Annotated in this window: 25 protein-coding genes; 7 read left to right on the forward strand and 18 right to left on the reverse strand. The window is 70.9% G+C overall.

Annotation, left to right across the window (positions count from 1 at the left end; translation table 11 throughout):
* Positions 1–71: 71 nt before the first annotated feature.
* The 10 genes from ACFQU4_RS29925 to ACFQU4_RS29970 form a co-directional block, all read right to left on the reverse strand.
* Positions 72–1,676: a cytochrome c biogenesis protein ResB gene (locus tag ACFQU4_RS29925; protein WP_377499177.1), complete on the reverse strand. Its 1,605-nt coding sequence runs from the start codon at positions 1,674–1,676 to the stop codon at positions 72–74.
* A gap of 3 nt (positions 1,677–1,679) precedes the next feature.
* Positions 1,680–2,435: a cytochrome c biogenesis CcdA family protein gene (locus ACFQU4_RS29930; protein ID WP_377499179.1), complete on the reverse strand. Its 756-nt coding sequence runs from the start codon at positions 2,433–2,435 to the stop codon at positions 1,680–1,682.
* Between the two features lie 7 nt (positions 2,436–2,442).
* Positions 2,443–3,048: a TlpA family protein disulfide reductase gene (locus ACFQU4_RS29935; protein ID WP_377499181.1), complete on the reverse strand. Its 606-nt coding sequence runs from the start codon at positions 3,046–3,048 to the stop codon at positions 2,443–2,445.
* A complete protein-coding gene (locus ACFQU4_RS29940) occupies positions 3,041–3,715 on the reverse strand; it encodes a histidine phosphatase family protein (RefSeq protein ID WP_377499183.1) in 675 nt (224 codons plus the stop codon). The genes ACFQU4_RS29935 and ACFQU4_RS29940 overlap by 8 nt, the downstream gene beginning before the upstream one ends.
* A gap of 8 nt (positions 3,716–3,723) precedes the next feature.
* Complete coding sequence (gene hemL / locus ACFQU4_RS29945) at positions 3,724–5,037, reverse strand: glutamate-1-semialdehyde 2,1-aminomutase (protein ID WP_377499186.1); 1,314 nt, start codon at positions 5,035–5,037, stop codon at positions 3,724–3,726.
* Positions 5,034–5,954: a porphobilinogen synthase gene (gene hemB / locus ACFQU4_RS29950; RefSeq protein WP_377499352.1), complete on the reverse strand. Its 921-nt coding sequence runs from the start codon at positions 5,952–5,954 to the stop codon at positions 5,034–5,036. The genes hemL and hemB overlap by 4 nt, the downstream gene beginning before the upstream one ends.
* Before the next feature lie 197 nt (positions 5,955–6,151).
* Complete coding sequence (locus ACFQU4_RS29955; protein ID WP_377499188.1) at positions 6,152–7,810, reverse strand: uroporphyrinogen-III synthase; 1,659 nt, start codon at positions 7,808–7,810, stop codon at positions 6,152–6,154.
* 23 nt (positions 7,811–7,833) lie between these two features.
* Positions 7,834–8,853, reverse strand: coding sequence for a hydroxymethylbilane synthase (hemC, locus tag ACFQU4_RS29960; protein WP_377499190.1), 1,020 nt, complete (start codon positions 8,851–8,853; stop codon positions 7,834–7,836).
* On the reverse strand, positions 8,850–10,121 hold the full coding sequence (locus ACFQU4_RS29965; RefSeq protein WP_377499192.1) for a glutamyl-tRNA reductase: 1,272 nt from the start codon (positions 10,119–10,121) through the stop codon (positions 8,850–8,852). Before ACFQU4_RS29965 ends, hemC begins: the two co-directional genes overlap by 4 nt.
* Positions 10,118–10,771 (reverse strand): redox-sensing transcriptional repressor Rex, encoded by a 654-nt coding sequence (locus ACFQU4_RS29970; RefSeq protein WP_377499194.1) that lies wholly within the window; start codon positions 10,769–10,771, stop codon positions 10,118–10,120. Before ACFQU4_RS29970 ends, ACFQU4_RS29965 begins: the two co-directional genes overlap by 4 nt.
* Positions 10,772–10,957: 186 nt before the next feature.
* Between ACFQU4_RS29970 and ACFQU4_RS29975 the strand changes: the two genes are divergently transcribed.
* From ACFQU4_RS29975 to ACFQU4_RS29995, 5 genes are all read left to right on the forward strand, one after another.
* Positions 10,958–11,620 (forward strand): ABC transporter permease, encoded by a 663-nt coding sequence (locus ACFQU4_RS29975; protein ID WP_377499196.1) that lies wholly within the window; start codon positions 10,958–10,960, stop codon positions 11,618–11,620.
* Positions 11,617–12,777: an ABC transporter ATP-binding protein gene (locus tag ACFQU4_RS29980; RefSeq protein ID WP_377499199.1), complete on the forward strand. Its 1,161-nt coding sequence runs from the start codon at positions 11,617–11,619 to the stop codon at positions 12,775–12,777. Before ACFQU4_RS29975 ends, ACFQU4_RS29980 begins: the two co-directional genes overlap by 4 nt.
* Positions 12,774–13,568 (forward strand): ABC transporter permease, encoded by a 795-nt coding sequence (locus tag ACFQU4_RS29985; protein WP_377499201.1) that lies wholly within the window; start codon positions 12,774–12,776, stop codon positions 13,566–13,568. The genes ACFQU4_RS29980 and ACFQU4_RS29985 overlap by 4 nt, the downstream gene beginning before the upstream one ends.
* A gap of 68 nt (positions 13,569–13,636) precedes the next feature.
* Complete coding sequence (locus tag ACFQU4_RS29990; RefSeq protein ID WP_377499203.1) at positions 13,637–14,572, forward strand: glycine betaine ABC transporter substrate-binding protein; 936 nt, start codon at positions 13,637–13,639, stop codon at positions 14,570–14,572.
* A 129-nt stretch (positions 14,573–14,701) separates the two neighbouring features.
* Positions 14,702–15,586, forward strand: a complete 885-nt coding sequence (locus ACFQU4_RS29995) for a carbon-nitrogen hydrolase family protein (protein ID WP_377499205.1) — start codon at positions 14,702–14,704, stop codon at positions 15,584–15,586.
* 137 nt (positions 15,587–15,723) lie between these two features.
* Here the strand turns inward: ACFQU4_RS29995 and ACFQU4_RS30000 are convergent, their stop codons facing one another.
* On the reverse strand, positions 15,724–16,659 hold the full coding sequence (locus tag ACFQU4_RS30000; RefSeq protein ID WP_377499207.1) for a helix-turn-helix transcriptional regulator: 936 nt from the start codon (positions 16,657–16,659) through the stop codon (positions 15,724–15,726).
* Positions 16,660–16,722: 63 nt separating this feature from the next.
* On the opposite strand from ACFQU4_RS30000, the gene ACFQU4_RS30005 reads away from it, so the two are divergent.
* Positions 16,723–17,124, forward strand: coding sequence for a RidA family protein (locus ACFQU4_RS30005; protein WP_377499209.1), 402 nt, complete (start codon positions 16,723–16,725; stop codon positions 17,122–17,124).
* A gap of 5 nt (positions 17,125–17,129) precedes the next feature.
* On the opposite strand, the gene ACFQU4_RS30010 is transcribed toward ACFQU4_RS30005, so the two are convergent.
* Complete coding sequence (locus ACFQU4_RS30010) at positions 17,130–17,378, reverse strand: glutaredoxin family protein (RefSeq protein WP_377499211.1); 249 nt, start codon at positions 17,376–17,378, stop codon at positions 17,130–17,132.
* Positions 17,371–18,798: a class I adenylate-forming enzyme family protein gene (locus ACFQU4_RS30015; protein ID WP_377499213.1), complete on the reverse strand. Its 1,428-nt coding sequence runs from the start codon at positions 18,796–18,798 to the stop codon at positions 17,371–17,373. The genes ACFQU4_RS30010 and ACFQU4_RS30015 overlap by 8 nt, the downstream gene beginning before the upstream one ends.
* 110 nt (positions 18,799–18,908) lie before the next feature.
* Here ACFQU4_RS30015 and ACFQU4_RS30020 point away from each other — a divergent pair, with 110 nt between their 5' ends.
* Entirely contained in the window at positions 18,909–19,745 is an 837-nt protein-coding gene (locus ACFQU4_RS30020) for an HAD family hydrolase (protein ID WP_377499215.1), read from the forward strand.
* On the opposite strand, the gene ACFQU4_RS30025 is transcribed toward ACFQU4_RS30020, so the two are convergent.
* The 5 genes from ACFQU4_RS30025 to ACFQU4_RS30045 form a co-directional block, all read right to left on the reverse strand.
* On the reverse strand, positions 19,656–20,078 hold the full coding sequence (locus tag ACFQU4_RS30025; protein ID WP_377499217.1) for a hypothetical protein: 423 nt from the start codon (positions 20,076–20,078) through the stop codon (positions 19,656–19,658). The two genes, ACFQU4_RS30020 and ACFQU4_RS30025, sit on opposite strands and share 90 nt — an antisense overlap.
* A 34-nt stretch (positions 20,079–20,112) precedes the next feature.
* Positions 20,113–21,117: a lysophospholipid acyltransferase family protein gene (locus tag ACFQU4_RS30030; protein WP_377499219.1), complete on the reverse strand. Its 1,005-nt coding sequence runs from the start codon at positions 21,115–21,117 to the stop codon at positions 20,113–20,115.
* A complete protein-coding gene (locus tag ACFQU4_RS30035) occupies positions 21,107–22,132 on the reverse strand; it encodes an NAD-dependent epimerase/dehydratase family protein (RefSeq protein ID WP_377499221.1) in 1,026 nt (341 codons plus the stop codon). The genes ACFQU4_RS30030 and ACFQU4_RS30035 overlap by 11 nt, the downstream gene beginning before the upstream one ends.
* Before the next feature lie 54 nt (positions 22,133–22,186).
* The gene (locus ACFQU4_RS30040) at positions 22,187–22,288 is read right to left on the reverse strand and encodes a 30S ribosomal protein bS22 (RefSeq protein WP_042842924.1); all 102 of its coding nucleotides are present in this window, start codon (positions 22,286–22,288) and stop codon (positions 22,187–22,189) included.
* 113 nt (positions 22,289–22,401) lie between these two features.
* The gene (locus tag ACFQU4_RS30045) at positions 22,402–26,064 is read right to left on the reverse strand and encodes a GH116 family glycosyl hydrolase (protein WP_377499223.1); all 3,663 of its coding nucleotides are present in this window, start codon (positions 26,062–26,064) and stop codon (positions 22,402–22,404) included.
* Between the last annotated feature and the right edge of the window lie 21 nt (positions 26,065–26,085).

The raw sequence follows: 26,085 nt of genomic DNA on the forward strand, positions 1-26,085 counted from the left end.
GGGCGCGGTGTTGTGGCTCGGCCCTTCGACAGGCTCAGGGCGCGGTGTTGTGGCTCGGCCCTTCGACAGGCTCAGGGCGCAGTGTTGTGGCTCGGCCCTTCGACAGGGTCAGGGCTCGTCTTGGCGAGGTCGTCGGCCAGGGTGGCCAGGTCCTCGTCCAGCCCGGTCCGGGCGTCGACGCGGTCCAGGCCGCCGATCTCGAGCGTCGGCGTCCCGTCCTGCCCGGTACGGATCCGGACCCAGACCCGGCGCGGCCGGATGAACAGGGACAGGCACAGGCCGGCGACGGCGAGGATGACGGCGGCCAGGGTGAGCACCAGGCCGGGGGTCTCGCTGATCTGCAGCTTCACCCAGCGCTGCCAGCCGTCCATCCTGATCTCGCCCTTGCCGTCCGGCAGCGTGATCGACTGGCCGGGCCGCAGCTGCAGCCGGACCGGCTCGCCCTTCTCGTCGGTCAGCTGGGACATCCCGCGGGTGTCCAGCGAGTAGACGTTCTCGGGCTCGCCGGTCTCCTCCTTCGGCGGGCCGTACCAGGCGTTCAGGAACAGCGCGGGATCGATCGCGTCCGGGAAGGTGGACCGCGGACCTTGATCATCGACGACCGCGGTGGGCAGGAAGAAGCCCTGGAAGGCAAGGCGGTCCGGCCGGCCGTCGGGGGCCTTGATCGTGCCCGCCGAGCTGAAGTTGCCGTCCTGCGGCAGGAACGGCACCGGCCCGGAGAAGGCGACGTTGCCGTCGCCGTCGAGCACCGTGACCACCGGCGCGTAGCCGTGGGCGATCAGGTGCACCGAGGTGCCGCCGATGGCCAGCGGGTGGTTCACCTCGAGCACCTGTTCCCGCGGCGGCCGGCCCGGCTCGGTCACCTCGATCAGGGCCTCGAACACCCGGGCCGCGCCGGTCTGCACGTCGCCGAGCTCGAACTGGGCGTCGAAGTCCTTGACCCGTACGGTGAACGGCCGCAGCATCTGCTCCTGGAAGGCGGCGCCGGCGCTGAGGTCGTCGTACTGGGAGAGATTGTTGGAGAAGCCCTGCCCGGTGATCACCAGGCTGCTACCGCGATAGCCGAACAGGCCGCTGATCGCGACGCCGATCAGCAGCACGACCAGGCTGATGTGGAAGACCACGTTGCCGGCTTCGCGCAGGTAGCCGCGCTCGGCCCGGACCGCGTCCCCCTCCCCCGAACCGTCACCGTCGCGGAGCACCCGGTAGCGGGCCTTCCGCAGCCGTTCGGCCGCCTCGTCCAGAACCTGATCATGGTCGCCGGTCAGCGGCCGGGTCTCGTGGACGGGCAGCCGGTGCAGGTGCCGCGGCGTCCGCGGCGGCTCGGCCCGCAGCGCACGCAGGAAGGTCGCGGTGCGCGGCAGAATGCAGCCGATCAGGGAGACGAAGAGCAGCAGGTAGACCGCGGAGAACCAGACCGAGGTGTAGACGTTGAACATCCCGATCCGGTCGTAGATCGGGCCCAGCGTCGGGTTCGCGGCGATGAAGTCGCTGACGCCGATCGGCGACACCGAACGCTGCGGCACCAGGGAACCCGGGATCGCGGCCACGGCCAGCGTGAACAGCAACACCAGGGCGGTCCGCATCGAGGTGAGCTGGGTCCAGCCCCAGCGCAGCAGCCCGAGCGGCCCGATGGCCGGGGCATCCTTGCGTTCCTTGGACTTCAGCAAGATCATCTCCTACAGGGCCGGCAGGAAGCCGCCGGCCCACTGCAGCAGCCACTCGGTGATCAACTTCCACAGCCCGGTCGCCATCAGCAGCCCGACCACGATCATCAGGCCGCCGCCGATCCGCATGATCGCCACCTGGTGCCGGCGGACGGCGTCGATGGCCCGGGCCATCCGTCCGTACGCGACGGCGGCGAGGATGAACGGCAGGCCGAGGCCGAGGGTGAAGACGAACGTCAGCAGGGCGCCGCGGACGGCGGTCTGCTGGTTCCAGGCCAGGCCGAGCACCGCACCGAGGGTCGGCCCCATGCACGGGGTCCAGCCGAGCGCGAAAACCCCGCCGAGCAAGGGAGCCGCGGCGACGCCGACCCGGGGCCGCCAGTCGGTCCGCAGGGTGCGCTGGGCGATGCCGGGCAGGCCGGTGAAGATCAACCCGAGCAGGATCAGGCCGATGCCGATCACCCGGTTGATCGGGTCCCGGTACTGCAGCAGGGCCACCCCGGCCGAACCGACGACCGCGCCGATGATCACGTACACGACGGCGATGCCGAGCACGAACAGGCTCGCGCCGGCGATCAGCCGGCCGCGTCCCTTGCCGGCCAGCACGTCGGCGGCCCCGACACCCGAGGTGTACGCGAGGTAGCCCGGCACCAACGGCACCACGCAGGGCGAGAAGAACGAGACCAGGCCGGCCAGCAGCGCCACCGGCACGGCCAGCAGCATCGACCCGCCCATCGTCGCGGCCGCCCAGCCGCCGAGGTCGAACATCACAGCGCTACTTGCCGTCGGCGACGTCGTCGATCATGTCGACCAGGGTGGTCTTGGTGATCGGGCCGAGGATCCGGACCGCGACCCGGCCTTCGGCGTCGATGATCAACGTGGTCGGGATCGCCGACGGCGGCAGTTCCCGGGAGAACTGGAGCAGCGTCGCGCCGTCCGGATCGAAGATGCTCGGGTACGTGATCTTCTGCTCCTCGACGAACCGCATCGGCGCCGCCTGGGCGAAGTCGCGGGAGGTGATGCCGAGGAACTGGGCCTTGCCATTCGTCTCCTCGCTGGCCTCCCTGAGGTCCGGCGCCTCCTTGCGACAGGGCGCGCACCAGGAACCCCAGACGTTGATCACCAACACCTTGCCGGCATAGTCCGCCGTGGAGATCGTCTTGTCGGTGCCCAGCTCAGGCCCGGACACCACCGGGGCCGGCTTCCGGTCGGCCGGCTTGATCTGGGTCAGCTGCGGCTGGACGCCGACGTAGCCGTTCTCGCCGGACGAGCGGGTCGGCTCGTCAGCCGTGCTGACGCTGCAGCCGGTGATCAACAGGACCACGGCCGCGATCAAGCTCAGGCCCTTCGACAGGCTCAGGGAACGGCTGCGGCTAAGCACCGGCGACGAACTTCTCACTGCGCTTGGCCGGCAGCAGATCCTTGGCCGGCTCGGTGTACTTCACGCCGGCCACCCGGCCGTCGATGATCGTGATCGAGGTCAGGCTGGCCAGGGTGCACTCGCGCTTGCGCGGATCGTGCGCCAGCCGGCGGCCCTCGATGTCGCTGCGGGCCATCCAGATCGGCAGCTGGTGCGAGACGATCAAGGCCTCGTGGCCCTCCGCGGCCTCGGCCGCGTCCCGGATCGCCAGCCGCATCCGCTCCACGATCTCGGGGTACCGCTCGCCCCAGGTGGGCCGCAGCGGATTGCGGAACAGCAGCCAGTTCCGCGGGCTGCGCATCGCGTTCCGCTTGTTCTTCAGGATCGAGGAGGCGCCGAACGACACCACGCTGCCCTCGAGGTAGTTCTCGGCCTCGATCACCCGGCCGTCGGTGATCACCGGAAGATCATGGAACTCCAGCTGCGGCCGCATGGTCTCCTGGGCCCGTTCCAGCGGCGAGCAGCGCAGGTGGGTCAGGTCATGATCGCGAAGCGTCTCGGCGACCCGGTCGGCCATCTGCCGGCCCCGGTCGGACAGGTGGAAGCCGGGCAGCCGCCCGTACAGGACACCGTCCGGGTTGTGCACCTCGCCGTGCCGCAGCAGATGCACGATGGTCTTCGTCGGCATTGATCTCCTTACAGCTCCTCCGCCGCGGCCTTCGCCGCCGCCGGCAGCGCCGCGACGATCCGGTCCAGGGCCTCGTCGTCGTGGGCCGTGGACAGGAACCACGCCTCGTACCCGCTCGGCGGCAGGTAGACGCCGCGGTCCAGCATGGCATGGAAGAACGAGGCGTACGCCTTCGTCGACTGGGCCTGCGCCCCGGCGTAGTCGGTCACCGCGGTCACGCCGTCGCCGACCAGGAACACGCTGAACAGGTTGCCGGCGGCGTTGATCACGTGCGGCACCCCGGCCGCGGTCAGCGCGGCGGCCACCTCGGCCTGCAGTTGCGCGGCGGTCCGGTCGATCCGGGTGTAGACGTCGTCGGTGGCCAGCCGCAGCGTGGTCAGTCCGGCCGCGGTGGCGACCGGGTTACCGGACAGGGTTCCGGCCTGGTAGACCCCGCCGACCGGGGCCAGGTGGGCCATCAGGTCGGCCCGGCCGCCGAACGCCGCCGCCGGGAAGCCGCCGCCCATCACCTTGCCGAACGTGACCAGGTCGCCCGCCACGCCGTCCCGGCCGAACTGACCGGAGCGGCTGACCCGGAACCCGGTCATCACCTCGTCCAAAATCAACAAGGTTCCGTGATCATGGGCCAGGTCGCGCAGGAAGGCGTTGAAGCCGACCCCGTCCTCGGTGCCCGGTTCGATCACGCCCATGTTGCCCGGAGCGGCCTCGGTGATCACGGCCGCGAGCTCGTCGCCGTACTGCTGGAAGGCTTCCCGTACGGCCGCACGATCGTTGTACGGAAGGACGATCGTGTCCGCCGTGGTCGCCGCGGTCACGCCCGGCGTACCCGGCAGCGCCAGCGTGGCGACCCCGGACCCGGCCGCCGCGAGCAGGGCGTCGACGTGACCGTGGTAGCAGCCGGCGAACTTGATGATCTTGTTCCGGCCGGTGGCCCCACGGGCCAGCCGGATCACCGACATGGTCGCCTCGGTGCCGGAGTTGACCAGCCGTACCTGCTCGGCGGCGGTTCGGTCGATGATCTCCGCGGCCAGCTCGACCTCGGCCTGCGTCGGAGCGCCGAAGGAGGTGCCGCCCTGCGCCGCCCGCTGCACCGCGGCCAGCACCTCGGGATGGGCGTGGCCGAGCAGCATCGGGCCCCAGGAACAGATCAGGTCGACGTAGGAGTTGCCGTCCACGTCGGTCAGGTAGGCGCCCTTCGCGGAGGCGATGAACCGCGGCGTGCCGCCGACCGCGGCGAACGCCCGTACCGGCGAGTTCACCCCGCCCGGAGTCACCTGCTTGGCTCGCTCGAACAGCTCCGCCGACCGGACCGGCTCGGTCATCGGCGCGCCTGCTGCAGCGCCCAGTAGGTCAGGATCAGGTCGGCGCCGGCCCGACGGATCGACGTCAACAACTCCGGTACGGCGACGTCGCGGTCGATCCAGCCCTGCGCGGCGGCGGCCTCGACCATCGAGTACTCGCCGGACACGTTGTAGGCGGCGACCGGCAGCTGGGTCGCCTCGCGGACCGCGCGGATCACGTCGAGATAGCCCAGCGCGGGCTTCACCATGACCATGTCGGCGCCCTCGGCCTCGTCCAGCGCGACCTCCCGCAGGGCCTCCCGGAGGTTCCCCGGATCCTGCTGGTAGGTCTTCCGATCCCCTTGCAGGGAAGAGGAAACGGCCTCCCGGAACGGGCCGTAGAAGGCCGACGCGTACTTCACCGCATAAGCCAGGATCGCGATCTGGGAATGCCCGGCCGCGTCCAGCGCGGACCGGATCGCGCCGACCTGGCCGTCCATCATCCCGCTCGGGGCGACGACGTGGGCGCCGGCCTCGGCGTGCTGCACCGCCATCTCGGCGTACAGCTCCAGGGTCGCGTCATTGTCCACCGTGCCGTTCGGCGTCAGCACGCCGCAGTGGCCGTGATCGGTGAACTCGTCCAGGCAGACATCGGTCATCACCAGGCAGTCGTCGCCGACCTCTTCCGCGACGGCCCGGACGGCGACGTTGAGGATGCCGTCGTCGGCCAGCGCGCCGGACCCGGTGGCGTCCTTGTGCTCCGGGATGCCGAACAGCATCAGCCCGCCCAGCCCGGCCTCGGCGGCCTCGACCGCCGTGGCCCGCAGGGAATCCATCGTGTGCTGGACCACGCCCGGCATCGAGGCGATCGGCCGCGGCTCGGTCAGTCCCTCGCCGACGAACAGCGGCAGCACCAGCTGGCGCGGCTCGACCGAGGTCTCCCGGACCAGGCCGCGCATCACCGGGTTGGTCCGCAACCGCCGCGGCCGCTGGGTGATCGGCCGGCGGACACCGAACGGCACCCGTGCCGAGCCTGCATCAGGCCCGGCGGCCGTCGAGGGCGCTCCCTCCGCCACCTGCCGACTGGGCACCTCAGCAGCGACACGCCGCGAAAACGGCTGCGTTTGTGCCGGGTCGGCGGGCTTTGCGGGGGTGGTCATGAGCGACGGCGGGGGCTGGTCTTGCGCTGGGACGGCCGGACCACGGGTTCACCGGCCTCGACCAGGGCGTCGCGACGCTCCGCGGCGAACGCGGCCAGCGCGTCGGCCAGGTCGACCGCGCTCGGCTTGGCGGCCATCACGTCGACCCGGAGGCCGTGCTCGGCGCAGGTCTTCGCGGTGGCCGGGCCGATCGCGGCGACGACGGTGCTGGCGTGCGGCTTGCCGGCGATCCCGACCAGGTTCCGTACGGTCGAGGAGGAGGTGAAGACCACCGCGTCGAACCGGCCGGTCTTGATCGCCTCGCGGATCGGGGCGGGCGGCGGCGCGGCGCGGACGGTCCGGTACGCCGTCACGTCCTCCACCTCCCAGCCCAGCTCGACCAGTGCGGCGGCCAGCGTCTCAGTGGCGATGTCGGCGCGCGGCAGGAAGACCCGGTTGATCGGGTCCAGCACGTCGTCGTACGGCGGGAACTCGGCGGCCAGGCCGGCGGCGGACTGCTCGCCGCACGGCACCAGGTCCGGCTCGATCCCCCACGCCTGCAGAGCCTGCGAGGTGACCTCGCCGACCGCGGCGACCTTGAGCCCGGAGAACGCGCGGGCGTCGAGGCCGTACTCGGAGAACTTCTCCTTCACCGCGCGGACCGCGTTGACGGAGGTGAACGCCACCCACTCGTAGCGGCCCTCGACCAGGCCACGGATCGCCTTGTCCATCTGCAGCGGGCTGCGCGGCGGCTCGACCGAGATGGTCGGCACCTCCTCGCTGTGCGCGCCGTAGGTCCGCAACCGGGCCACCATCGGCGCCGCCTGGTCCTTGGTCCGCGGCACCAGCACCCGCCAGCCGAACAGCGGCTTGGTCTCGTACCAGCTGAGCTGGTCGCGCTGCTCCACCGCGACGCCGAGCACGACGTGCACCGGGTCGGCGCCGCGGGCCCGGGAGGCCTTCAGCGTCGCCGGCAGCTCGGCCAGCGTGGTCGTCACGCTGGTCTGCTCGGTGCTGCCGCCGTGCAGCGTGATCAGGGCCGGGTCGCCGTCCGGCCGGCCGGCCGCGATCGCCGCCGCGGTCAGGTCGGCGACCACGCCGGCCCGGGTGCTGATCACCAGGGTCGCCGCGGCCGCCCACTGGGCGGTGGCCGTCTTGGTGAACCGGCCCTCCGGCGCGGACACGAAGTGCACCCCGCCGCTGTGGCTCAGGTCGACGCCGGCGTACTCGGGAACGGCGGTCAGCCGGGACACTCCCGGCACCACCTCGAAGTCGATCCCGCCGCGGACGCAGGCGGCGGCCTCGTCGGCCACACCGTTGTCCAGGAACGGATCCCCGGTCACCAGCCGCACCACGCGGGCTCCGGCGGACGCGTGCTTGAGCACCAGCTTGGCCCGCGCCGACGGGGTCAGCGGCTTGCCGGCCTCGGTCGGGCCGAGGGTGCTGACCTCGGCATCCGGGCTGAGCGTGATGGCCGGGTGCCCGAGGAGCTCCTGCTGCTGCTCCGAGTCGAGGATCACCGCGCCGGCGTCGGCCAGAGCCGCAATCGCACCGAGCGTGAGCAGGTCGGGATCGCCGGGCCCCGTACCGACGAAGATGACGCGGCCGCGAGGCGACGGCGCAGTGGGAACCTGGGCAGGCTGACGTGACGATTTGCGGACCGACGTAGTACTCACGGCATATCTCGCGTTCTGTTGTTTCAGCCTCGCCGCGCCGCGCGCGCCGAGTCCTGGGCGGTACGTCTCAACTCGATCAGGGCACGATCGGCGGCTTCAGTGGCGAAGCGCAGCGGTACGTCGAACGAATCATCGACGGGTCCACTGGTTTCCACCCGCAGGACGGAACCGTCTCCGATCGACTCTGGCGGGTTGCTCCCTAAGCTTCCCCCAACCACCGCGGTCAGAGTCAAATCGTGTCTTTTACCATGGACCGATTTGACTTTCGCACGGGCACCCACCGGAGCGGTGCAGCCGGCCTCCAAACGAGCCAGAAAAGCCCGTTCGGTACGGGTCTCGAGGGCGGCTACCGGATCGTTCAGGGCGGTCACCGCCGCGGCCAGTTCCGGGGCGAGCGACTCGGCGATCTCAAGCCCAAGCGCACCCTGACCGGGCGCCGGGAGCATGACCTCCTCCGGCAGCAGTTCGGCCGGCAGGCCGGCCACCTCGAGCGGCTCGGCGCCGACCCCGGAGAGCAGACCCAGCCGGCGCAGTCCGGCCGCTGCCAGCACCACGGCGTCGACCCGGCCGGACCGGACCAGGTCGACCCGGGTGCCGACGTTGCCGCGCACCGGGACCGTCTCGATCGGCCGGTCGTTGACCCGGCCGTACTCGGTCAGCTGGGCCGCCCGGCGCGGGGCACCGGTCCCGATCCGGGTCGGGCGGTCGGCGGCCAGGTCGGCCAGCCGCAGCCCGACCAGCACGTCGCGGGTGTCCTCCCGTTCCGGTACGGCCGCGACTCGCAGGCCCGGCTCCGGCAGGGTCGGCAGGTCCTTCAATGAGTGCACGGCGAGATCGATCGTGCCGGCCAGCAGCGCTTCCCGTACCGCAGCGGCGAAGACGCCGGTGCCGCCGATCTGGGCCAGGTCACGCCGGTCGACGTCGCCCTTGGTGGTGATCCCGACGAACTCGACCGCCACTCCGTGCTCGGCCAGCCGGGCCGTGACCCAGTCGGCCTGCGCGCGGGAGAGCGGCGACGTGCGTGCCCCCAGTCGAAGTTTCACGGTCCGACCTCCGGCTTCATCACCGCGTTCACGGCCTCCGGATCGAGCGCGAACAACTCCCTCAGCACGGCCGCGTAGTCCACGGTCTCGCCGCCGGAGGCCAGCGCCTGCACCCGGACCGTCGGCGCGTGCATCAGCTTGTCCACCACCCGCCGGACGGACCGATGGATCTCGGTCCGCTCGCGTTCGCCGAGGTCGGGCAGCCGGGCGTCCAGCCGGGCCAGCTCGGCGGCCATCACCTCGGTCGCCATCGACCGCAGCGCGACCACGGTCGGCGCCACCTGGGCGGCCCGCCGGGAGCCGAGGAAGTCGGCCACCTCGGTCCGGACCAGCTCGCGCGCCGCCTCGGCCCCGTCGACCGCGGAGCCGCGCAGCCGGTCACCGAGCCGGGCGATGTCGATCACGGTGATCCCGGCCGCGGCGACGGACGGGTCGAGGTCGGCCGGAACGGCGAGGTCGATCACCGCGCGGACGCCGGTCCCGGCCAGCCGGTCGGCACCGAGCTTGAGGTCGCGGCCGCCGGTGCAGGTGAGCAGGACGTCGGCGTCGGCCAGCGCGCGGTCGAGGTCGGCCAGCCCGACCGAAGTGCCGCCGACCGCTTCGGCGAGCCGCTCCGCCTTCGCGTGGGTACGGTTCACGATGGTCAGCCGGGCCCCCTGCGCCGCCGCGGTACGGGCCGCGAGGCCGGCCATGGTGCCGGCGCCCAGGACGACCATCCGGGCCCCGTCGAGGGAGCCGTACTCGGACTCCAGCAGGTCGTAGGCGGCCGTCACCAGGGACCGCCCGGCGGAGCCGATCGTGGTCTCGGTCTGGACCCGCTTGCCGACCCGGAGCGCCTGCTGGAACAGGGCGTTCAGGGTGGTGCCGGCGGTGCCGTGCCGCTGCGCCGAGGTCAGTGCCAGCCGCAGCTGGCCGAGGATCTGACTCTCCCCCACCACCATCGACTCGAGGCCGGCCGCGACGGCGAACCCGTGTGCGACCGCGCCCTCGTCGAAGTAGACGGCGCACTCGTCGCGCAGCTCGGCGACCTCGATGCCGGCCACCGCGGACAGCTCCGCGGTCACCTCGTCCAGGCCGCCGTGGAAGCGCGCGACCGAGGCGTACACCTCGGTCCGGTTACAGGTCGACAGCACCAGGGCTTCGTCGACGTGCTCGGCGGCGACCAGCGCGTCGGCGAGCTTGGCCGCGGTCGGCGCGTCCAGCGCCAACCGGGACAGACGTTCGATCGAGGTCGTCTTGTGCGAGACGCCGACCGCGAGGATGCTCACGGCTGCTCACCTTTCCCTGCAAGTTCAGCCTTACGCTGCTCGTGATAGGCGAGGATGTGCAACTCCTGGCCCAGATCGACCTTACGCACGGTGACGCCCTCGGGCACGGCGAGCACAGTGGCGGCGAAGTTGAGGATGCTGGTCACGCCGGCGGCGACCAGCCGGTCGGCGATCTCCTGGGCCGCCTCGGCCGGGGTCGCGATCACGGCGATCACCGCGCCGGTGCCGCGGACCACCTGTTCCAGGTCGGCCAGGTCGGAGATGGCCAGGCCGTGGATCTCCCGGCCGATCAGCTGCGGCGACGGGTCGACCAGGCCGACCACGCGGAAGCCGCGGGAGTAGAAGCCGGAGTAGTTGGCCAGCGCGGTGCCCAGGTTGCCGATCCCGACGATCAGCACCGGCCACTCGTGCGCCGAGCCGACCTCGCGGCCGATCTGGATCCGCAGGTAGTCCACGTCGTAGCCGACGCCGCGGGTGCCGTACGAACCGAGATAGGAGAGGTCCTTGCGCAACTGGGCCGAATTGACGCCGGCAGCCTTGGCCAGTGCACCGCTGCTCACGGTCGAGACACCGCTCTCGGCGAGCGCGGTGAGGACCCGGAGATAGACCGGAAGGCGCGCGATGGTGGCGTCCGGGATTCCTGCCGACATGCTCTCCGAAGCCGGCCTGTCGGCCGATTTCGGGTGCGGTGTTGTCGGCACATCACTCCTTCGGACAGAGCCCACTCTACGAGCTTGTGAATACTTGCACAAACTCTGTGATGGAGCGGTTGCCCAGGGGTGGCTCAGGTGCACGGGCTCGTTGAATCGTGTAGGAAAGAACCTCAGTGACAGCTCATGGACGGGAGTGAGGTCCTGAATTTCGGCGAATTCCTCATCCGACGCAGCGACGACATGCTGGAGTTGGGGCTCCAACATGTCGCGATAGTGGCGATCTCGGTGGCCATCTGCTCGATCCTCGGGATCGGGCTCGGCGCCGCCGTCTACCGGACCGACCGCGCCCGCGAGGTTCTCCTCGCGGCGGCCGGCGTCACGCTGACCATCCCCTCGTTCGCCCTCTTCGTCCTGTTCATCGGGCCGTTCGGTCTCGGCGCCACCCCGGTGGTGCTGGCCCTGTCCCTCTACGGCCTGCTGCCGATCCTGCGCAACACGATCACCGGGCTCCGGTCGGTCGACCCCGCGATCGTCGAGTCGGCCCGCGGGATGGGCATGAGCCGGTTCCGGCAGTTGACCACGATCGAGTTCCCGCTGGCCTGGCCGGTGATCATCACCGGGATCCGGGTCACCACGCTGATCTTGATCGGGATCGCCGCCATCGGCAACGTCGTCCTCGGTCCCGGTTACGGGGAGTTGATCTTCACCGGATTGGCCCGGGTCGGTACGCCGGTCGGCGTCAACATGGTGCTGGCCGGAATCATCGGCGTGATGATCGTCGCCGTCCTGTACGACATCGTCCTCAACCTGCTGCGGATCTTCACGACCTCGAAGGGAATCCGATGACCAGCCCGAGCCTGCCGAACGACGACAGGCGCCGCGTGATGATCAAACTGGAGAACCTGACCAAGGTCTACCCCGGCTCCGGCAAGCCGGCCGTCGACGACCTCTCCCTCGACGTGTACGAGGGCGAGATCGTGATCTTGGTCGGACCGTCCGGCTGCGGCAAGACGACGACCATGAAGATGATCAACCGGATCATCGAACCGACGTCCGGCCGGATCGTGATCGACGGCGCCGACGTGACCCGGGCCGACCCGGACCAGCTGCGCCGCCGGATCGGGTACGTGATCCAGCAGACCGGCCTGTTCCCGCACCGGACGCTGGCCCAGAACATCGCCACCGTGCCGAAGCTCCTCGGCTGGGACAGCGCCCGGATCAAGGCCCGGGTGGACGAGCTGCTGGAGCTGGTCAATCTGGACCCGGCGACCTACCGGGACCGCTACCCCAAGCACCTGTCCGGTGGCCAGGCGCAGCGGGTCGGCGTGGCCCGTGCGCTCGGCGGCGATCCCGAGGTGATGCTGATGGACGAGCCGTTCGGCGCGCTCGACCCGATCACCCGGGAACGGCTGCAGAACGAGTTCCTCCGGCTGCAGGCCGAACTGCACAAGACCATCGTCTTCGTCACCCACGACATCGACGAGGCGATCAAGATGGGCGACCGGATCGCGATCCTGCAGGAGGGTTCGACGATCGCCCAGTTCGACACCCCGGAACAAATCCTGGCCGACCCGGCGAACGACTTCGTGGCCGAGTTCGTCGGCTCCGGCGCCTCGCTGCGCCGGCTCGGCCTGACCCGGGTCGCCGACCTGGAGCTCGCCGAGTGGGTCACCGTCGGGCCGGACACGCCGCGGCAGGAAGCGATCGAACTGCTCCGCCGGGACGGCGGGCCGGCGCTGCTGGCCCTCGACACCGACGGCCGGCCGCGCCGCTGGCTGGACCTGACCGCGCTGCACAACTTCAACGGTCAGCCGCTGGACCAGGCCGGCGTCCCGGCCGAGGCGATCCTGACCCCGCAGGCCACCCTGCACGACGCGCTCAACGAGATGATCACCGCCGACTACGCGCTCGGGGTCGCGGTCGATGATCAGGGCCGCTACCGCGGGGTGATCGACATCAAGACCCTGAACAGCACCGCCCAGAACGGGCGGGTCCGGCGATGACCGTCGCCGCGCCGTCGGTCCCGCGGGTCACCACCACCCCGCCGACCGTTCCCGTCGAGACCCACCGGCGGACCGTCTTCGGCTACCTGATCCGGCCGCTGCTGTGCGCGGCGGTGTTGGTCGTGCTGTTTGCGGTGATCAACTCCCGGCCGCTGGACACCATCGAGCAGCGTGCGCTGTCGTCCGCCAACCTGCTGGCGGCGATCGGCGAGCACCTGGCCCTGACGCTGGTCTCGACGGTGCTGGTGATCATCATCGCGCTGCCGCTCGGGATCCTCTTCTCGCGCAGCTTCTTCCGGCCGATCCGGCCGTTCCTGATCGGCCTGTTCAATCTCGGCCAGGCGCTGCCGACGATCGGCATCCTGGTCCTGTTCGCGGTCGCGTTCTCGTTCGTCGGGTTCGGCGCGACGATCATCGGGCTGGTGATCTACGCGATCATCCCGGTGATGCTGAACACCGTGGTCGGCCTGCAGCAGGTCGACCCGGCCGTGCTGGAGTCCGGTCGCGGGATGGGGCTGTCGTCCCGGCAGGTGCTGTTCGGGATCGAGCTGCCGCTGTCGGTGCCGATCATCCTGGCCGGGGTCCGTACCGCGCTGGTGATCAACGTCGGCACCGCGACCCTGGCCGCCTACATCGACGCCGGCGGGCTGGGCCGGGTGATCGTCGCCGGCATGGCGACCAACCGGCAGCTGATCCAGATCGCCGGCGCCGTGCTGACCGCGGTGCTGGCGCTGCTGATCGACTACCTGGCCGGGGTGATCGAGGACGCCGTGCGTCCCTCCGGCCTGTAGTCACACCCCTTCTTGATCTTTTTTGCGATGAAACCCATGTGAAGCCCGTACGGAACCAAGGAGACAACGTGAACTTCAGGGCACGATCGACCAGCATCCTGGTCGCAGCTGTCGCCACGCTCGGCCTGTTGGCCGGTTGCGGCGGCGGTCAGAACGCAGGTGAGCCGGGCGGTGACGGCGCTCTGTCCGGAGTGACGGTCACCGTCGGCTCCAAGGAATTCACCGAATCGAAGGTGCTCGGCCAGCTCGCCGCCGTCGCGATGGAGAACGCCGGCGCGACGGTGAACGACAAGACCGGCATCACCGGCAGCGCCACCGTCCGGGAGGCGCTGACCACCAAGCAGATCGACCTCTACTGGGACTACACCGGCACCGGCTGGGTGAACATCCTCGGCAACGAGCCGACCGACGTCCCGGACGACCTGTACGAGCAGGTGAAGCAGGCCGACGCGAAGAACGGGGTCGCCTGGTTGCCGCCGGCCAAGTTCGAGAACGCGTACGGCATCGCGGTGAAGAACGCCTTCGCCACCGAGAACAACATCAAGACGCTCGGTGACGCGGCGAAGTTCATCAAGGAGAACCCGGACCAGGGCGCGGTCTGCGCGGCCAGCGAGTTCATCAACCGCGACGACGGCCTGCCCGGCCTGCAGAAGGCGTACGGCTTCAAGTTCTCCAACGTCGTCGAGCTCGACCTCAACCTGGTCTACCCGCAGATCGGCAAGGACTGCGCCTTCGGCGAGGTCACCACGACCGAGGCCCGGATCGCCGCCAACGACCTGCTGGTGCTGGAGGACGACCAGAACTTCTTCATCGAGTACCTGGGCGCCGTCACCCTGCGCCAGGAGACCCTCGACCAGCACCCCGCGATCGCGGAGATCATGGCGCCGATCAGCGAGAAGCTGACCGCCGACGTCATGATCCAGCTGAACGGCCGGGTTGACCTCGACGGCGAGAAGGAGCGGGACGTCGCGGAGGAGTGGCTGAAGGAGCAGGGGCTGATCTAGCCCGGCTTCGTCGTACTGAAGGAAGGCCAGGGGCTCGATCCGACACTCGGATCGGGCCCTTGGCGTCTGTTCGGCGGCGCAGGTGGCACGATCGTGGGCGATCCCCGAGACGGCCGGAGGCGAGGCGCGATGACGGACCCGAGCAAGCCGGCGAGGCTTCGCGTCGCGCTGGGGCAAGGCGTCGGCGCGCACCGTGGTGTGAGTGCCGAGGACGTCCGCCGCAACGGCGCGATCATCCGGACGCTGATCGGCGAAGCCGCCGCTGCGGGAGCCCGGCTGGTCACCTTCACCGAGGGCGCGCTCTCGTACCCGACGAAACGGGCGATCTCCGCCGACCCCGACCGCGTGACCGTGGCGGACTGGACCAAGTACGCCTGGGACGCGGTCGAGGAGGAGTTGCGGGCCATCGCCAAGGCCGCGGCCGAACACTCGATCTGGGTGGTGGTCGGCTGCCTCACCCGTCAGGTGGATCCGAGCCATCCCTGTAACAGCCTGGTCGTGATCGATGATCATGGAACGACGATCGGCCGGTACGACAAGCGTCACGTGTCCCGGAACGAGGACGCGGTCTATCAGCTCACCCGCGGCAGCGAGCCGTTGATCTTCACCGTGGACGGGATTCGCTTCGGCTGCCTGCTCTGCATCGAAGGGATGCTCCCCGAGCTCGTGATCGAGTACGAGACGCTCGAGGCCGATGCGCTCGTCCTGGCCACGATGACGGAAGGCCCCGACCCCTCGAACGAGGACCAGCGGGTCCTTGCCCTCGCCGAGATGGCCGACCTCTGGGTCCTGCAACCCACGTCTGCGCTGGAACCCGACTGGCTCGGCAGCAGTGTGGCCTGGCCCGGCTACCGGTGGCTGGTCCGCGGAACGCCCGGCGAGCAGCCGTCTGTCGTGATCGCCGACCTCGACCTGGCCGTCGACGACTGGCGGGTCCGAGCCGGTCGGGAGAGCGGACGCCCCTGGCGGCAACGCCAGCGACGACTGCTGGCCGCGAGGATGACCGCCCGCTGAGGACGGAAGGGTCCGACGGGCTTGCTGTCACAAATCTGCAATGCAACGCCTCGCCGGGGCCGATTTCGAGCTATTTCGAAGGGTTCCGTTGCAGATTTGTGTCACCCACCCGTGATTCGCCGGGGAACGAATGATCATCAGGGCGGAGCGTCGGCGTAGCGGTCGAGGAGCTGAGCTCCGAGCCGACGAAGGTGGTCGCGCAGCTCGGCGGGCTCGATCACATCCACGTCGAGGCGGAGCGAGACGATCCAGCGGGCGGCGCCGGCGAGTTCGTCGGTGGCCAGGTGCAGTTCGCAGGTGTCGCCGTCCTCGATCACCTCGGCGACAGTGGCCGGGACCGCGCGCCGGACCACCTCGGCCGGGGCGTCGACGCGGAGCCGGACCTGGTGCCGGCGGCCGCGGGCCAGGGAGCGCGTGACGAAGGCGACCGGGTCGTCCGGCGGGTCCGGGGCCGGGAGCTTGGTGCCGAGGAGCTCGGCTCGCTCGATCCGGTCCAGGGCCCAGGTGCGCCACTCGCCGACGTCGCGTTCGGCGGCGATCAGGTACCAGGTGGTGCCGGCGTGGACGAGCTGCCAGGGCTGCACCGCGCGCGGCCGTTCCTCGCCCCGCCGCCGCAGCCGTACGGCCTCGCGCTGGCGACAGGCCAGGGCCAGGGTGACCAGCACCGCTCCGTCGACGGCCCGGCGCGGAGCGTCCGCCCGGGCGATCCCGGACAGTGCGCCGAGCCGGTGCCGCAGCCGGGACGGGACGATGGCGGCGATCTTGGTCAGCGCGGTCAGGGCGGCCGTGTCGCCGTCCGGGACCCCGGTGAGGGTACGGAGACCGAGCGCGACGGCGAGCAGCTCGTCCTCGTTCAGCATCAGGGCGGGCACGATGCTGCCCGGGGCCAGCCGATAGCCGCCGGCCCGGCCGGCGCTGCCCTCGATCCGGCAGCCGAGGTCGCGCAGCTGGCCGACGTCGCGGCGCGCGGTCCGCTCGGTGACACCGAGCCGCCGGGCCAGCGCGCCGGCCGAGATGCCCGGCTCCGCCTGCAGCAGGGTCAGCAGTTCGAGCCGTCGGCCGGTCGCGGTCATGTCCTCGATTATCCCGGTATACCCGGACAGTTTCTGTCAGGGTTGCCGGGAAGGATGGTGATCATGGAACTCACTCTGTTGCAGCCCGAGGGCCTCGTCGCGAGCCCGGCCTTCAGCCATGTCGCGGTGGTGCCGCCCCAGGCGACCACGATCTACGTCGGCGGCCAGAACGGCATCGACCAGACCGGAGCGGTGGTGTCCGACGACGTCGCCGAGCAGTCCCGGCGGGCGGTCGACAACGTGGCGACGGCGCTGGCGGCGGCCGGCGCCTCGCTCGGCGACGTGATCACCTGGACTGTGTTGATCAAGGAAGGGGTCGACCTCGGCGCCGCCTACGGGGCGATCGCGCCGAAGCTCGCCCGGGACGGGGCGCCGCCGCTGGTCACCGCGGCCGTCGTGGCCGGGCTCGGTGTCCCGGGCGCGTTGATCGAGGTGGCCGCGGTGGCGGCGGTGCTGCCGGGATGAGTGGACTAGCCGGCTGAGAGGGCGGCCCGGAGCCGGTCCGGGTCGACCCGCCAGAAGTCGTGCTGGGCGCCGTCGACGAACGTCACCGGCACCTGGTCGGTATAGCGGCGGACCAGGTCCGGATCCGCGTCGACGTCCTCGAGGGTCCACTGATCACCGGTCTCGGCGCAGACCGCGGTGATCACCGCGACCGCCTCCTCGCAGAGGTGGCAGTTCTCCCGGACCAGCACCCGCACCCTCGGTTGGTCAGCCACGCGACGTCTCCTGATCTTGGTCGATGAGCCGTCGCAGGACCGACTTCTGCACCTTCCCGGTCACTCCGCGCGGCAGGGCGTCGACCAGCCGGATCGACGCCGGACGCTTGAACTTCGGCAACAGGCCGGCACAGTGCTCGGCGATCCGGTCTCGGTCCAGCTCGGGTCCGGTGACCACGAACGCGATCATGCCGGACGGGTCGCCGATCACGGCCGCCTCCAGCACGCCGTCGAGCTCGGCGATGATCCGTTCCACCTCGGCCGGATAGACGCCGAACCCGTCGACCATGATCAACTCGCGGCTGCGCTCGACCAGGTAGAGCTCGCCGTCGGCCAGGTAGCCGAGGTCGCCGGTGTCGTACCAGCCCTCGGCGTCGGGGCCACCGGCACCGTCCGGCCAATAGCCGGCGAACAGTTGCGCGGACCGGATCCGGATCCGGTCCGGTTCGCCGGGATCGGAGCCGTCGCCGATCCGTACCTCGACGCCCGGCATCGGGTGGCCGACATGCCCGATCCGGTGACCGGTGCCGCCGGAGCCGTCCGGGCGCAGCGTCGTGGTGACCCCGCCGGCGGCCTCGGTCAGCCCGTAGCCGGACTCGACCCGGCGTCCGCTGGCCGCCGTGAACCGGTCGGCCAGGTCGACCGACAGCGGAGCCGCCGCCGACAGGATGGTACGGACGCCGCGCAGCCGGTCGGCCAGGTCCGGGGCCCGGAGCAGCCGCTCCAGCAGCGCCGGCACCACCGGCAGCACGGTCACCCCGTCGGCCGCGACAGCCTCGGCCAGTTCCGGTCCGGCATCGTGGCCGGTGATGATCAGCCGGCAGCCACTGGCCAGCCAGCCGCCGATCACCACGCCGAGCCCGTACACGTGCCAGAGCGGCAGCGCCGCCAGCACCGTGTCGCCCGCCGTCACCAGGCCGGCCCGGGCCAGCTCCCGGGCGGGCAGCAGCAGGGACCGGTGGTTGATCATCGCGATCTTCGCCTCGGCCGACGTGGCCGCCGTGCGCAGCAGCACGGCGAGCGAGTCCGGGTCCGGCGGCGGGACCACGATGGCGTTCCCGCCGCGGTCATGATCGGAGTCCGGCGTCAGCACCAGCCGGGCCCCGACCCGCTCGGCCAGCCGGGCGCGCTCGTCGTCGGCGGTACGAGGATCGACCGGCACCGCGACCAGCCCGGCGCGCAGGCAGGCCAGGTAGTCGGTGACCAGCCGGACCGAGTTCGGCAGCGCGATCAGCACCCGCTGCCCGGCGACCAGCCCCGCCGCGGACAGCCCGGCGGCGGTCGAGGTGACCCGGCGATCCACCTCGGCCCAGGTCAGTCCGTCGGAGCCCGCGTCCCGTACCGCAACGACATCCGGCGCCTGCTCCGCCCGTGCGGTCAGCAGGTCGGCCAGGTTGCGCAGGTCGTCGGACTCTCCCACGTCGCCGAGTGTTGCACACGGATTTCGAAAGCAAGCGGGACGACCCCCTTGGACCTCGCTCCGCTCCGCGCCCGGGCAGGCACGGCTTCCTTGCAGCTAGGGTGGTCGCCGTGTCTCGCTCAGAGCAGCGGCGATCCGTCGCTGCACCGCCGCCCCCGGTGATCGGTCCCGATCCCCGGGCCGCGGCGTTCTTCGACCTGGACAACACGGTGATCCAGGGCGCCTCGCTGTTCCACCTGGCCAAGGGCCTGTACCGGCGCGGATTCTTCCCGACCCGGTTGATCGTCAAGGGGCTCTGGCTGCAGACGTACTTCCGGATGGTCGGCCGGGAGAACCCGGAACATATCGCCGACGCCCGGTCGGCGGCGCTGTCGTTCATCGCGGGGCACCGGGTGATCGACGTGCAGGCGGCCGGCGAGGAGATCTACGACGAGTCGATCGCGCGCCGGATCTGGCCCGGCACCCGGGCGCTGGCCCAGGTGCATCTCGACGTCGGCCAGCAGGTCTGGCTGGTCACCGCGGCGCCGATCGAGGTGGCGACGATCATCGCGACCCGGCTCGGCCTGACCGGTGCCCTCGGCACGGTGGCGGAGCACGCCGACGGCGTCTACACCGGCAAGCTGCGCGGCGACCTGCTGCACGGCACCGCCAAGGCCGATGCGGTACGGGAGCTGGCCGTCACCCAGGATCTCGACCTGGCCCGCTGCTTCGCCTACTCGGACTCGTTCAACGACCTGCCGATGCTGTCCTCGGTCGGGCACCCGTGCGCGGTGAACCCGGACGGGCGGCTGCGCGAGCACGCCGAGGAACTGGACTGGCAGATCCGCGACTTCCGCAGCGGCCGCCGGGCGATCCGGCTAGGGCTGATCGGGGCCGCGGTGGTCGGCGGGGTGACCGGCGCCGTCTCCGCCGGACTGGCGGTACGGCGGATGCTGCGGCGCCGCTGAGCCACGATCGCCCCAGATCGCCTTCTCGCCCCAGGACCACCGGACCACCCGGCCGGAGACCATGATCACCGTCCCGGCGATCACCAGATAGAGCACGAAGCCGAACACGGCCAGCACGCCGAGGGTCTCGGCGGTCCCGTTCGGCGGCGCCAGCACCCCGACGATCAGGACCAGCCCGCCGAGCGTGATGGCCGCCCCGGCGCCGACCAGGCCGAAGCCGCGGGCCTGCTCGTGGGCCGGCCGATGATCACCGGCGCGGTCGACGTACCGCAGGATCAGGCCCAGGAACACCCCGACGGCGATCAAGATCACCGCGATCGGCCCGTACATCATCGGTGGCCGGGCATGATCAGAAGATCGGGCATGATCAGAAGATGCCGGGCCGGCGGACCAGCAGCGCGTGCAGGGTCTGCTGGATGGTCTCCCGGACCTGGTCGGTGACGTTGAAGATCACGGTCGGGTCGTCCGCGGCGGCGGGCGCGATCTGATCGGTCGGGATCGGGGTGCCGATCTCGATGATCCACTTGCTGGGCAAGGGAATCGCGCCGAGCGGACCGAACCACGGGAAGGTCGGCGTGAGCGGGAAGTACGGCAGCCCGAGGGCCCGGGCCAGCACCGGCGCCTTGCCCAGGATCGGATAGATCTCCTCCGACCCGACGATCGAGATCGGCACGATCGGCACCTGGGCCCGGACCGCCGCCGAGACGAACCCGCCGCGGCCGAACCGCTGCAGCCGGTACCGGTCGGTGTAGAGCTTGCCGAGGCCCTTGAAACCCTCCGGGAACACGGCGACCAGCTCGCCGGCGTCCAGCAGCCGCTCGGCGTCCTCGGCGCAGGCCAGCGTGGTGCCGGTCTTCCGGGCCAGGTCGTGCGAGTACGGCGTCGCGAAGATCAGGTCCGCGCCGAGCGAGCGGACGTGCCGGCCGATCTCGTCGTACACGACGGACTGCAGCACCATCCCGTCCAGCGGCAGGGCGCCGGCGTGGTTGGACACCAGCAGCGCGGCACCGTCGGCCGGCAGCCGGTCCGCTCCGCGTACCTCGACCCGGAACCAGTGCCGCACCAGCGGCCGCAGCAGCGGCAGGTAGACCTTGGTGGTGAACTCCGGATCGAAACCGAACTGGTCGGTCGGGTAGTCGCCGTGCAGCCGGGACCGGGCGAACTCCGCCGCCTGCTCGACCGCCGCCACCCATTCGGCGCCCGCCCACTGGGCCAGCCCGGCCGCGGTCCGGCGCAGCCCGTCCAGCAGCGAGCCGGCCGGTTCGTCCGCCCGGTCGTCCGGGTCGGGATCGGGGTCGGGCTTGGACCTGGGGCGCGGCGCGAAGTCGTAGATCTCGGCGTCCGGGCCGGTCGGTTCGGGCTCAGCGTCCATCGGCTCGGCCTCCCGTCAGCAATCCGGCCGCGGCATCGAGCAGGCCGTCCGCCCGCTCCGGGCCGAGCAGTCCCGGCCCCAGCGCCTGGGCCCAATCGGTGAGTGCCTCGACCGAGCCGTACGAAGGCCGCCAGTCCGCCGCCTCGGCGAACCGGGAGCAGTCCATCACCCGGCCGTAGGTCAGCACGTCGAGTTGTTCGTCGGAGATGTCGGTGAAGCCGATCCGCCGGGCCAGGCCGGCGAGCAACGGTCCGGCCGGCCGGGGCACCTCGACCCAGGGGCGGCCGAGCCGGCGCAGCACCTGGCTGAGCAGCAGTACGTCGTCGGCGCCCACGTTGTACGTCCCCGGCAGGTCGGACCGGGTCACGGTGAGCAGGGCCTCGACGGCGTCGGCCGGGTGCAGGAACTGCAGTCTGGCGTCGAAGCCGGCCACCTTCGGCACCACCGGCAGCGCCAGATAGGAAGTGATGGTGCTGTCCACGCCGGCACCCATCAGCGGGGCCAGCCGGAGCGTCGTGACGATGTCGTCCTCGCGCCGCCGGGCGTACCCGCGGACATAGGACTCGACCTCCGCCGAGTCCTTGCCGAAACCGCTGCGCAGCGTCGTCCGCGGCCCCATGCCCTCCGTGAACCGGGCCGGGTCGCGGGGTGAGGATCCGTACACCGACACGGATCCCTGCACCACCAGCTTGCGGACGCTGGACGCCTGCTGGCATGCAGCGAGCAGCTGCATGGTGCCGATGACGTTGATCTCCTTCATCGAGGAGCGGCCACCGACCCGGCCGGGGCTGGCCAGCACAGCCATGTGCACGACGACCTCGACCTCGTGCGCCGCGATCACCTTGGCGATGATCGGGGCACGAATGTCGGCTCGTACGAAACTGGCCCGGCCGAGATCATGCCGCGGCGGTACGACATCGACGCCGACCACCGTGACGTCCGCGTCGGCGGCCTGTGACCGGGCGAAACGCGCCGCGAGGTCGCGGGACACGCCAGTGATCATGACCGTGGTCATCGCGGCGTACCCCCTGACCTCAGCTGGGTTCCCGGCCCTGAACTCCTACGGCAACTACTTGCCGGCGCGACGACGCTGGATGCGCGTCCGCTTGAGCAGCTTGCGGTGCTTCTTCTTCGCCATCCGCTTGCGACGCTTCTTGATGACCGAACCCACGTGTGAACCCTCTTACCCAGAATGAAATGTGAACGTGCTGGTGAGTCGGCGGACTGCCGTCGACTGCCGTGCATGCTACCGGTCGCGCGGCGGCGGTGGCGAATTCCGTCCGGTCAGGTCAGTTCCACCTGGAGCGTGTGGCCGGCCGGGATCGTGACCTTCTTGGCCAGGGTCACCACGGCCCGGGTGCCGTCCGCCTCGACCTCGGCGGCGACCCGGCGGCCGCCGTACCGCACGGTGACCAGGTGGACCGGTTCCTTCGCCTGGAAGGCCAGCGTCTTCAGCGTCAGTTCGCCGTACCTGACCTCGATGTCGGCGACCAGCCGCCGGCCGCGCCGGGTCTGCCGGTACGAGCCCCAGCCGCCGGCCGCTGTGAAGGCGCACCGGAAGTCGTCCGCCCCGAACCGCGGGGCGAAGCCGAGATGCCCCTTCGGCCCGTGGTGCTCGTACCCGATCGCGGCCAGGTAGACACCGAAGCTCATCATGGCCCGGGCGTAGTGGTCGCTGGCCTCGATCTCGTTGTACGGGTTGCGTTTGCTGCCGTGGTAGCGGTCGTAGACGGCCCTGGTCACCGCCAGTCCCTCGGCGGTCATCCCCTCGGCGAACAGGTGCGCCGCGAACTGGTGTTCCTGCCCGGTCCACACCTCGTTGAAATACATCAGTCCGCCGGAGTCGGCCGAGCCACCGTGCGGCCAGGTGGTCATGATCACGCCCGGTTCGTCCTTGGTGGCGTAGACCCGGCCCGGGTTCACCCCCGGCGGCCGGTACGAACCCGGGTCGGCCAGGAAGTTGTTGGCGTAGACGCTGCCCAGCGCCGTCTTGGACTGCTCGCCGTCGAAGACCCGGGGCAGCCCGAGCTGGGCGGCGTAGGCCTGCCCGTAGAGCTGGTCGATGTGGCAGCCGCGGTTGCTGTTCACCGAAGGATGATCGGGATCGGTCTTCTGCACGAAGTAGCCGTAGTCCTCGTTGAACAGCTTGCCGGCCAGGTGATCGGAACCGGACGCGGCGATCTTGCTGTAGCGGTCGGCCGCGGCGTCGTCACCGGCCTCCTTCGCGAGCGCGGCGGCGGCCCGGAGTGCCGCGACGTAGAGCCCACTCAGCCAGGGCACCTCGCCGAACCACTCGGTGTCCAGGGTGTTCCACTGGCTGCCCCGGAAGATGCCGTCGATCTTGTCGCCGCCGGCCCCGTCGCGGGCCGTGATCACGTACTCGGTGGCCTTCTTGATCTTGGCCCAGTTCTTGTCCAGGAAGGCGGTGTCGGGACTCATCTGGTGTTCCCGGTAGAACCGGAGGATGGTGCCGCACTGCCCGTCCGCGAACGAGGTCGAGGCGTCGCCGCACTCGCCCCGGTTGCCGATCTCACCGGTGTCCCGGAACGCGATACCAAGATCGACTCGCTGCCGGGTGTCCCGCTCCAGCTCCGGGAACAGCCGGCCGATCGCCTGCCCGTAGCTCCAGACGTGCTGGCAGGTGCCGGCACAGCAGTACGTGCCCTCCCAGGCGTAGAAGCGGCCATCGTCGAACCGGTAGCAGGTGCTGGTGGCGAGCGTCGACGCCGTGGCCAGGGTCCGTTCGAGGAACCAGTGCGGCAGCGTCGAGTCCTCGTACCAGGTCTTGACGAAGGCCAGCGTCTGCTCGGACAGCCGGCCCGCCTCCTGGGCGACGTGCTGGACGACAGCCTTGGCGGAGTCGAACCGCTTGCCGTACTCGCGGCGCAGGGTGGCCGCGCCGACCAGCTCGGCGAACAGCTCCCGCTGCGGGACCGGGAAGTGCCAGCCGTAGGCGAAGCGGACCGTGCGCCGCTCCCCCGGCGCGAGCGTGATCATGGTCGCCACCGTGCCGAACTGGGCCGTCGCACCGTCCACCTCGGCCGGGCCGTCCGGAGCATCGAACAACGCGTCCGGGTCGACCGCGCCCGGAGCCTGCCGAAGGGCCACCGACGGCCTGATCTTGGCGCCCGGGTCGAGCGAGGCCAGGGCGAAGCTGCCGCCGTCGGGCCGTTCCGGGACCGGGAGCCGCCGGATCGGCCGGTCACTGAAGATGATCCGGTCGACGTTGACGTGGCCCCAGCCGCCGGTGTTGCTGTCGACCAGTCTGATCTTGGCCTTCTTGCCGCGGAAGCGTCCGACGTCCATCGAGACGGCGGTCACCGGCTCGATGTCGGTGCCGGTCGCGGTGGCCACCACCTCGTCGTCGATGATCACGTCGAAGCAGGTCTCGCCGCGGTGGCTGCCGCCGCCGACCCAGGCGGTAACGAACCGGCGGTCGATCGTGAATTCCTTGCTGGTCAGGGTTCCCTGGTGCCGGTCCGGGTCGCCGTCCTCGCGGAAGTTGTACGAGGTGACGAACTTGCCCTTGACGTTCAGCTCGGTACGGACCCCGAACGCGCGCCGGAAACCGTCCGGCGTCTCGGCCGCGGTGACCGGGCCGTCGCCGAACGCGGTGCCGGTGGCCGTCCAGTCCTGGTAGCCGTCCTCCCAGTCCTCGAACAGGACGTCGGCACGGTCGGTGAACCAGATCGCGTCGCAACTGACGTGGCCCCAGGCGCCGGTCACGGCGTCGACGATCCGGATCGTCGCGGTCTTGCCCTGATGATCGTTCAGGTCGAGGAAGCGGGTGATCATCGGCTCGCTGTTGTCACCGGGCACGGTGGCCACCACCTCGCCGTCGATGATCACGTCGACGCAGGTCTTGCCGGCGTGATCACCGCCGCTCAGCGCGACCGCGACGTAGCGCCGTTCGACCGGGAACTCCTTGCTGGTCAGGGTTCCGGTGGCCGCGTCACCGTCGCCGCCGGCCCGGAACGCGTACGAGGTGACGAACCGGGTGCCGGACAGGTTGAGATCGCCGAACCGCTTGACCAGGTTGGGCAGCTCGGTCTGACTGACCGGCCCGTCGCCGAACGCGTCGCCGGTCACCGTCCAGTCGCCGAAGCCGTCGGACTCCCAGTCCTCGAAGAGGATGTCCTCGCCCTCGGCGGAATGATCATCGGCGGCGGTGAACTCGAAGCCGCGGTCGAAGCCGGCGGTACGGAGCAACGTCGGCTGGCTGCGCCGGCTGTCCAGGCAGACCGGGTTCTCCGCATAGCCGAGCACGGTGGCCCGGACCGTCGCGGTGCCCGGGTTGTGCAGCGTGTAGGCCATGATCGTCGCCGGCAGCGTGGAATCGTCGACGGCCAGCGGGACGAACGGCGCGTAGGCTTCCAGGCCGACGGTGATCGGCGAGTCCGGGTCGGCGTACCGCACCCGGCCGACGGGGTACTGCCCGACGAAGCCGACCTCGGCGAACCCGTCCGCGTCCAGGGTCACGGTCCGGGTCTGCCCGCCGCTCTCCGTACGCACGGCGAAGCCCTGCCGGAACTGCGCCGCCCCGGGCTGGTCGGCCGACAGCGGGTCGGCGTAGTTGCTGCCGGAGAAGTCCGCGCCGCCGAGCGGGAACGAGGTCGGGTTGAAGATGTCCCAGGCCCAGAGCCGGCCGTCGCCGGCGAGGAACACCTGGCCGGCGCAGCCGCCGCCGACCGGCATCCCGATCTTGGGCAGCGCGTCGCCGGTGTATTCGGTCGGCTTCCCGCGCGCGGTCAGGGCCGCCAGCTCCTTGCCGCTCGGCGGCTGGGCCGGTTCCGGTTCCGCGTGCGCCGGCCAGGAGTTGAGGGACGCTGCCGTACCCAATCCGGTGGCGCTCAGCGCCAGGAAGGTGCGCCGGGTGAGGTTGGCGCGGGGGCAGTCGCCCGAGCAGGTCCGGCCGGAACAGCCCGCAGGTTGTTGATCATGATCCATGGAAGCTCCTCGGTTCGGTCC

The organism is Microlunatus sp. GCM10028923, assembly GCF_042666975.1.
Taxonomy (GTDB): Bacteria; Actinomycetota; Actinomycetes; order Propionibacteriales; family Propionibacteriaceae; genus Microlunatus.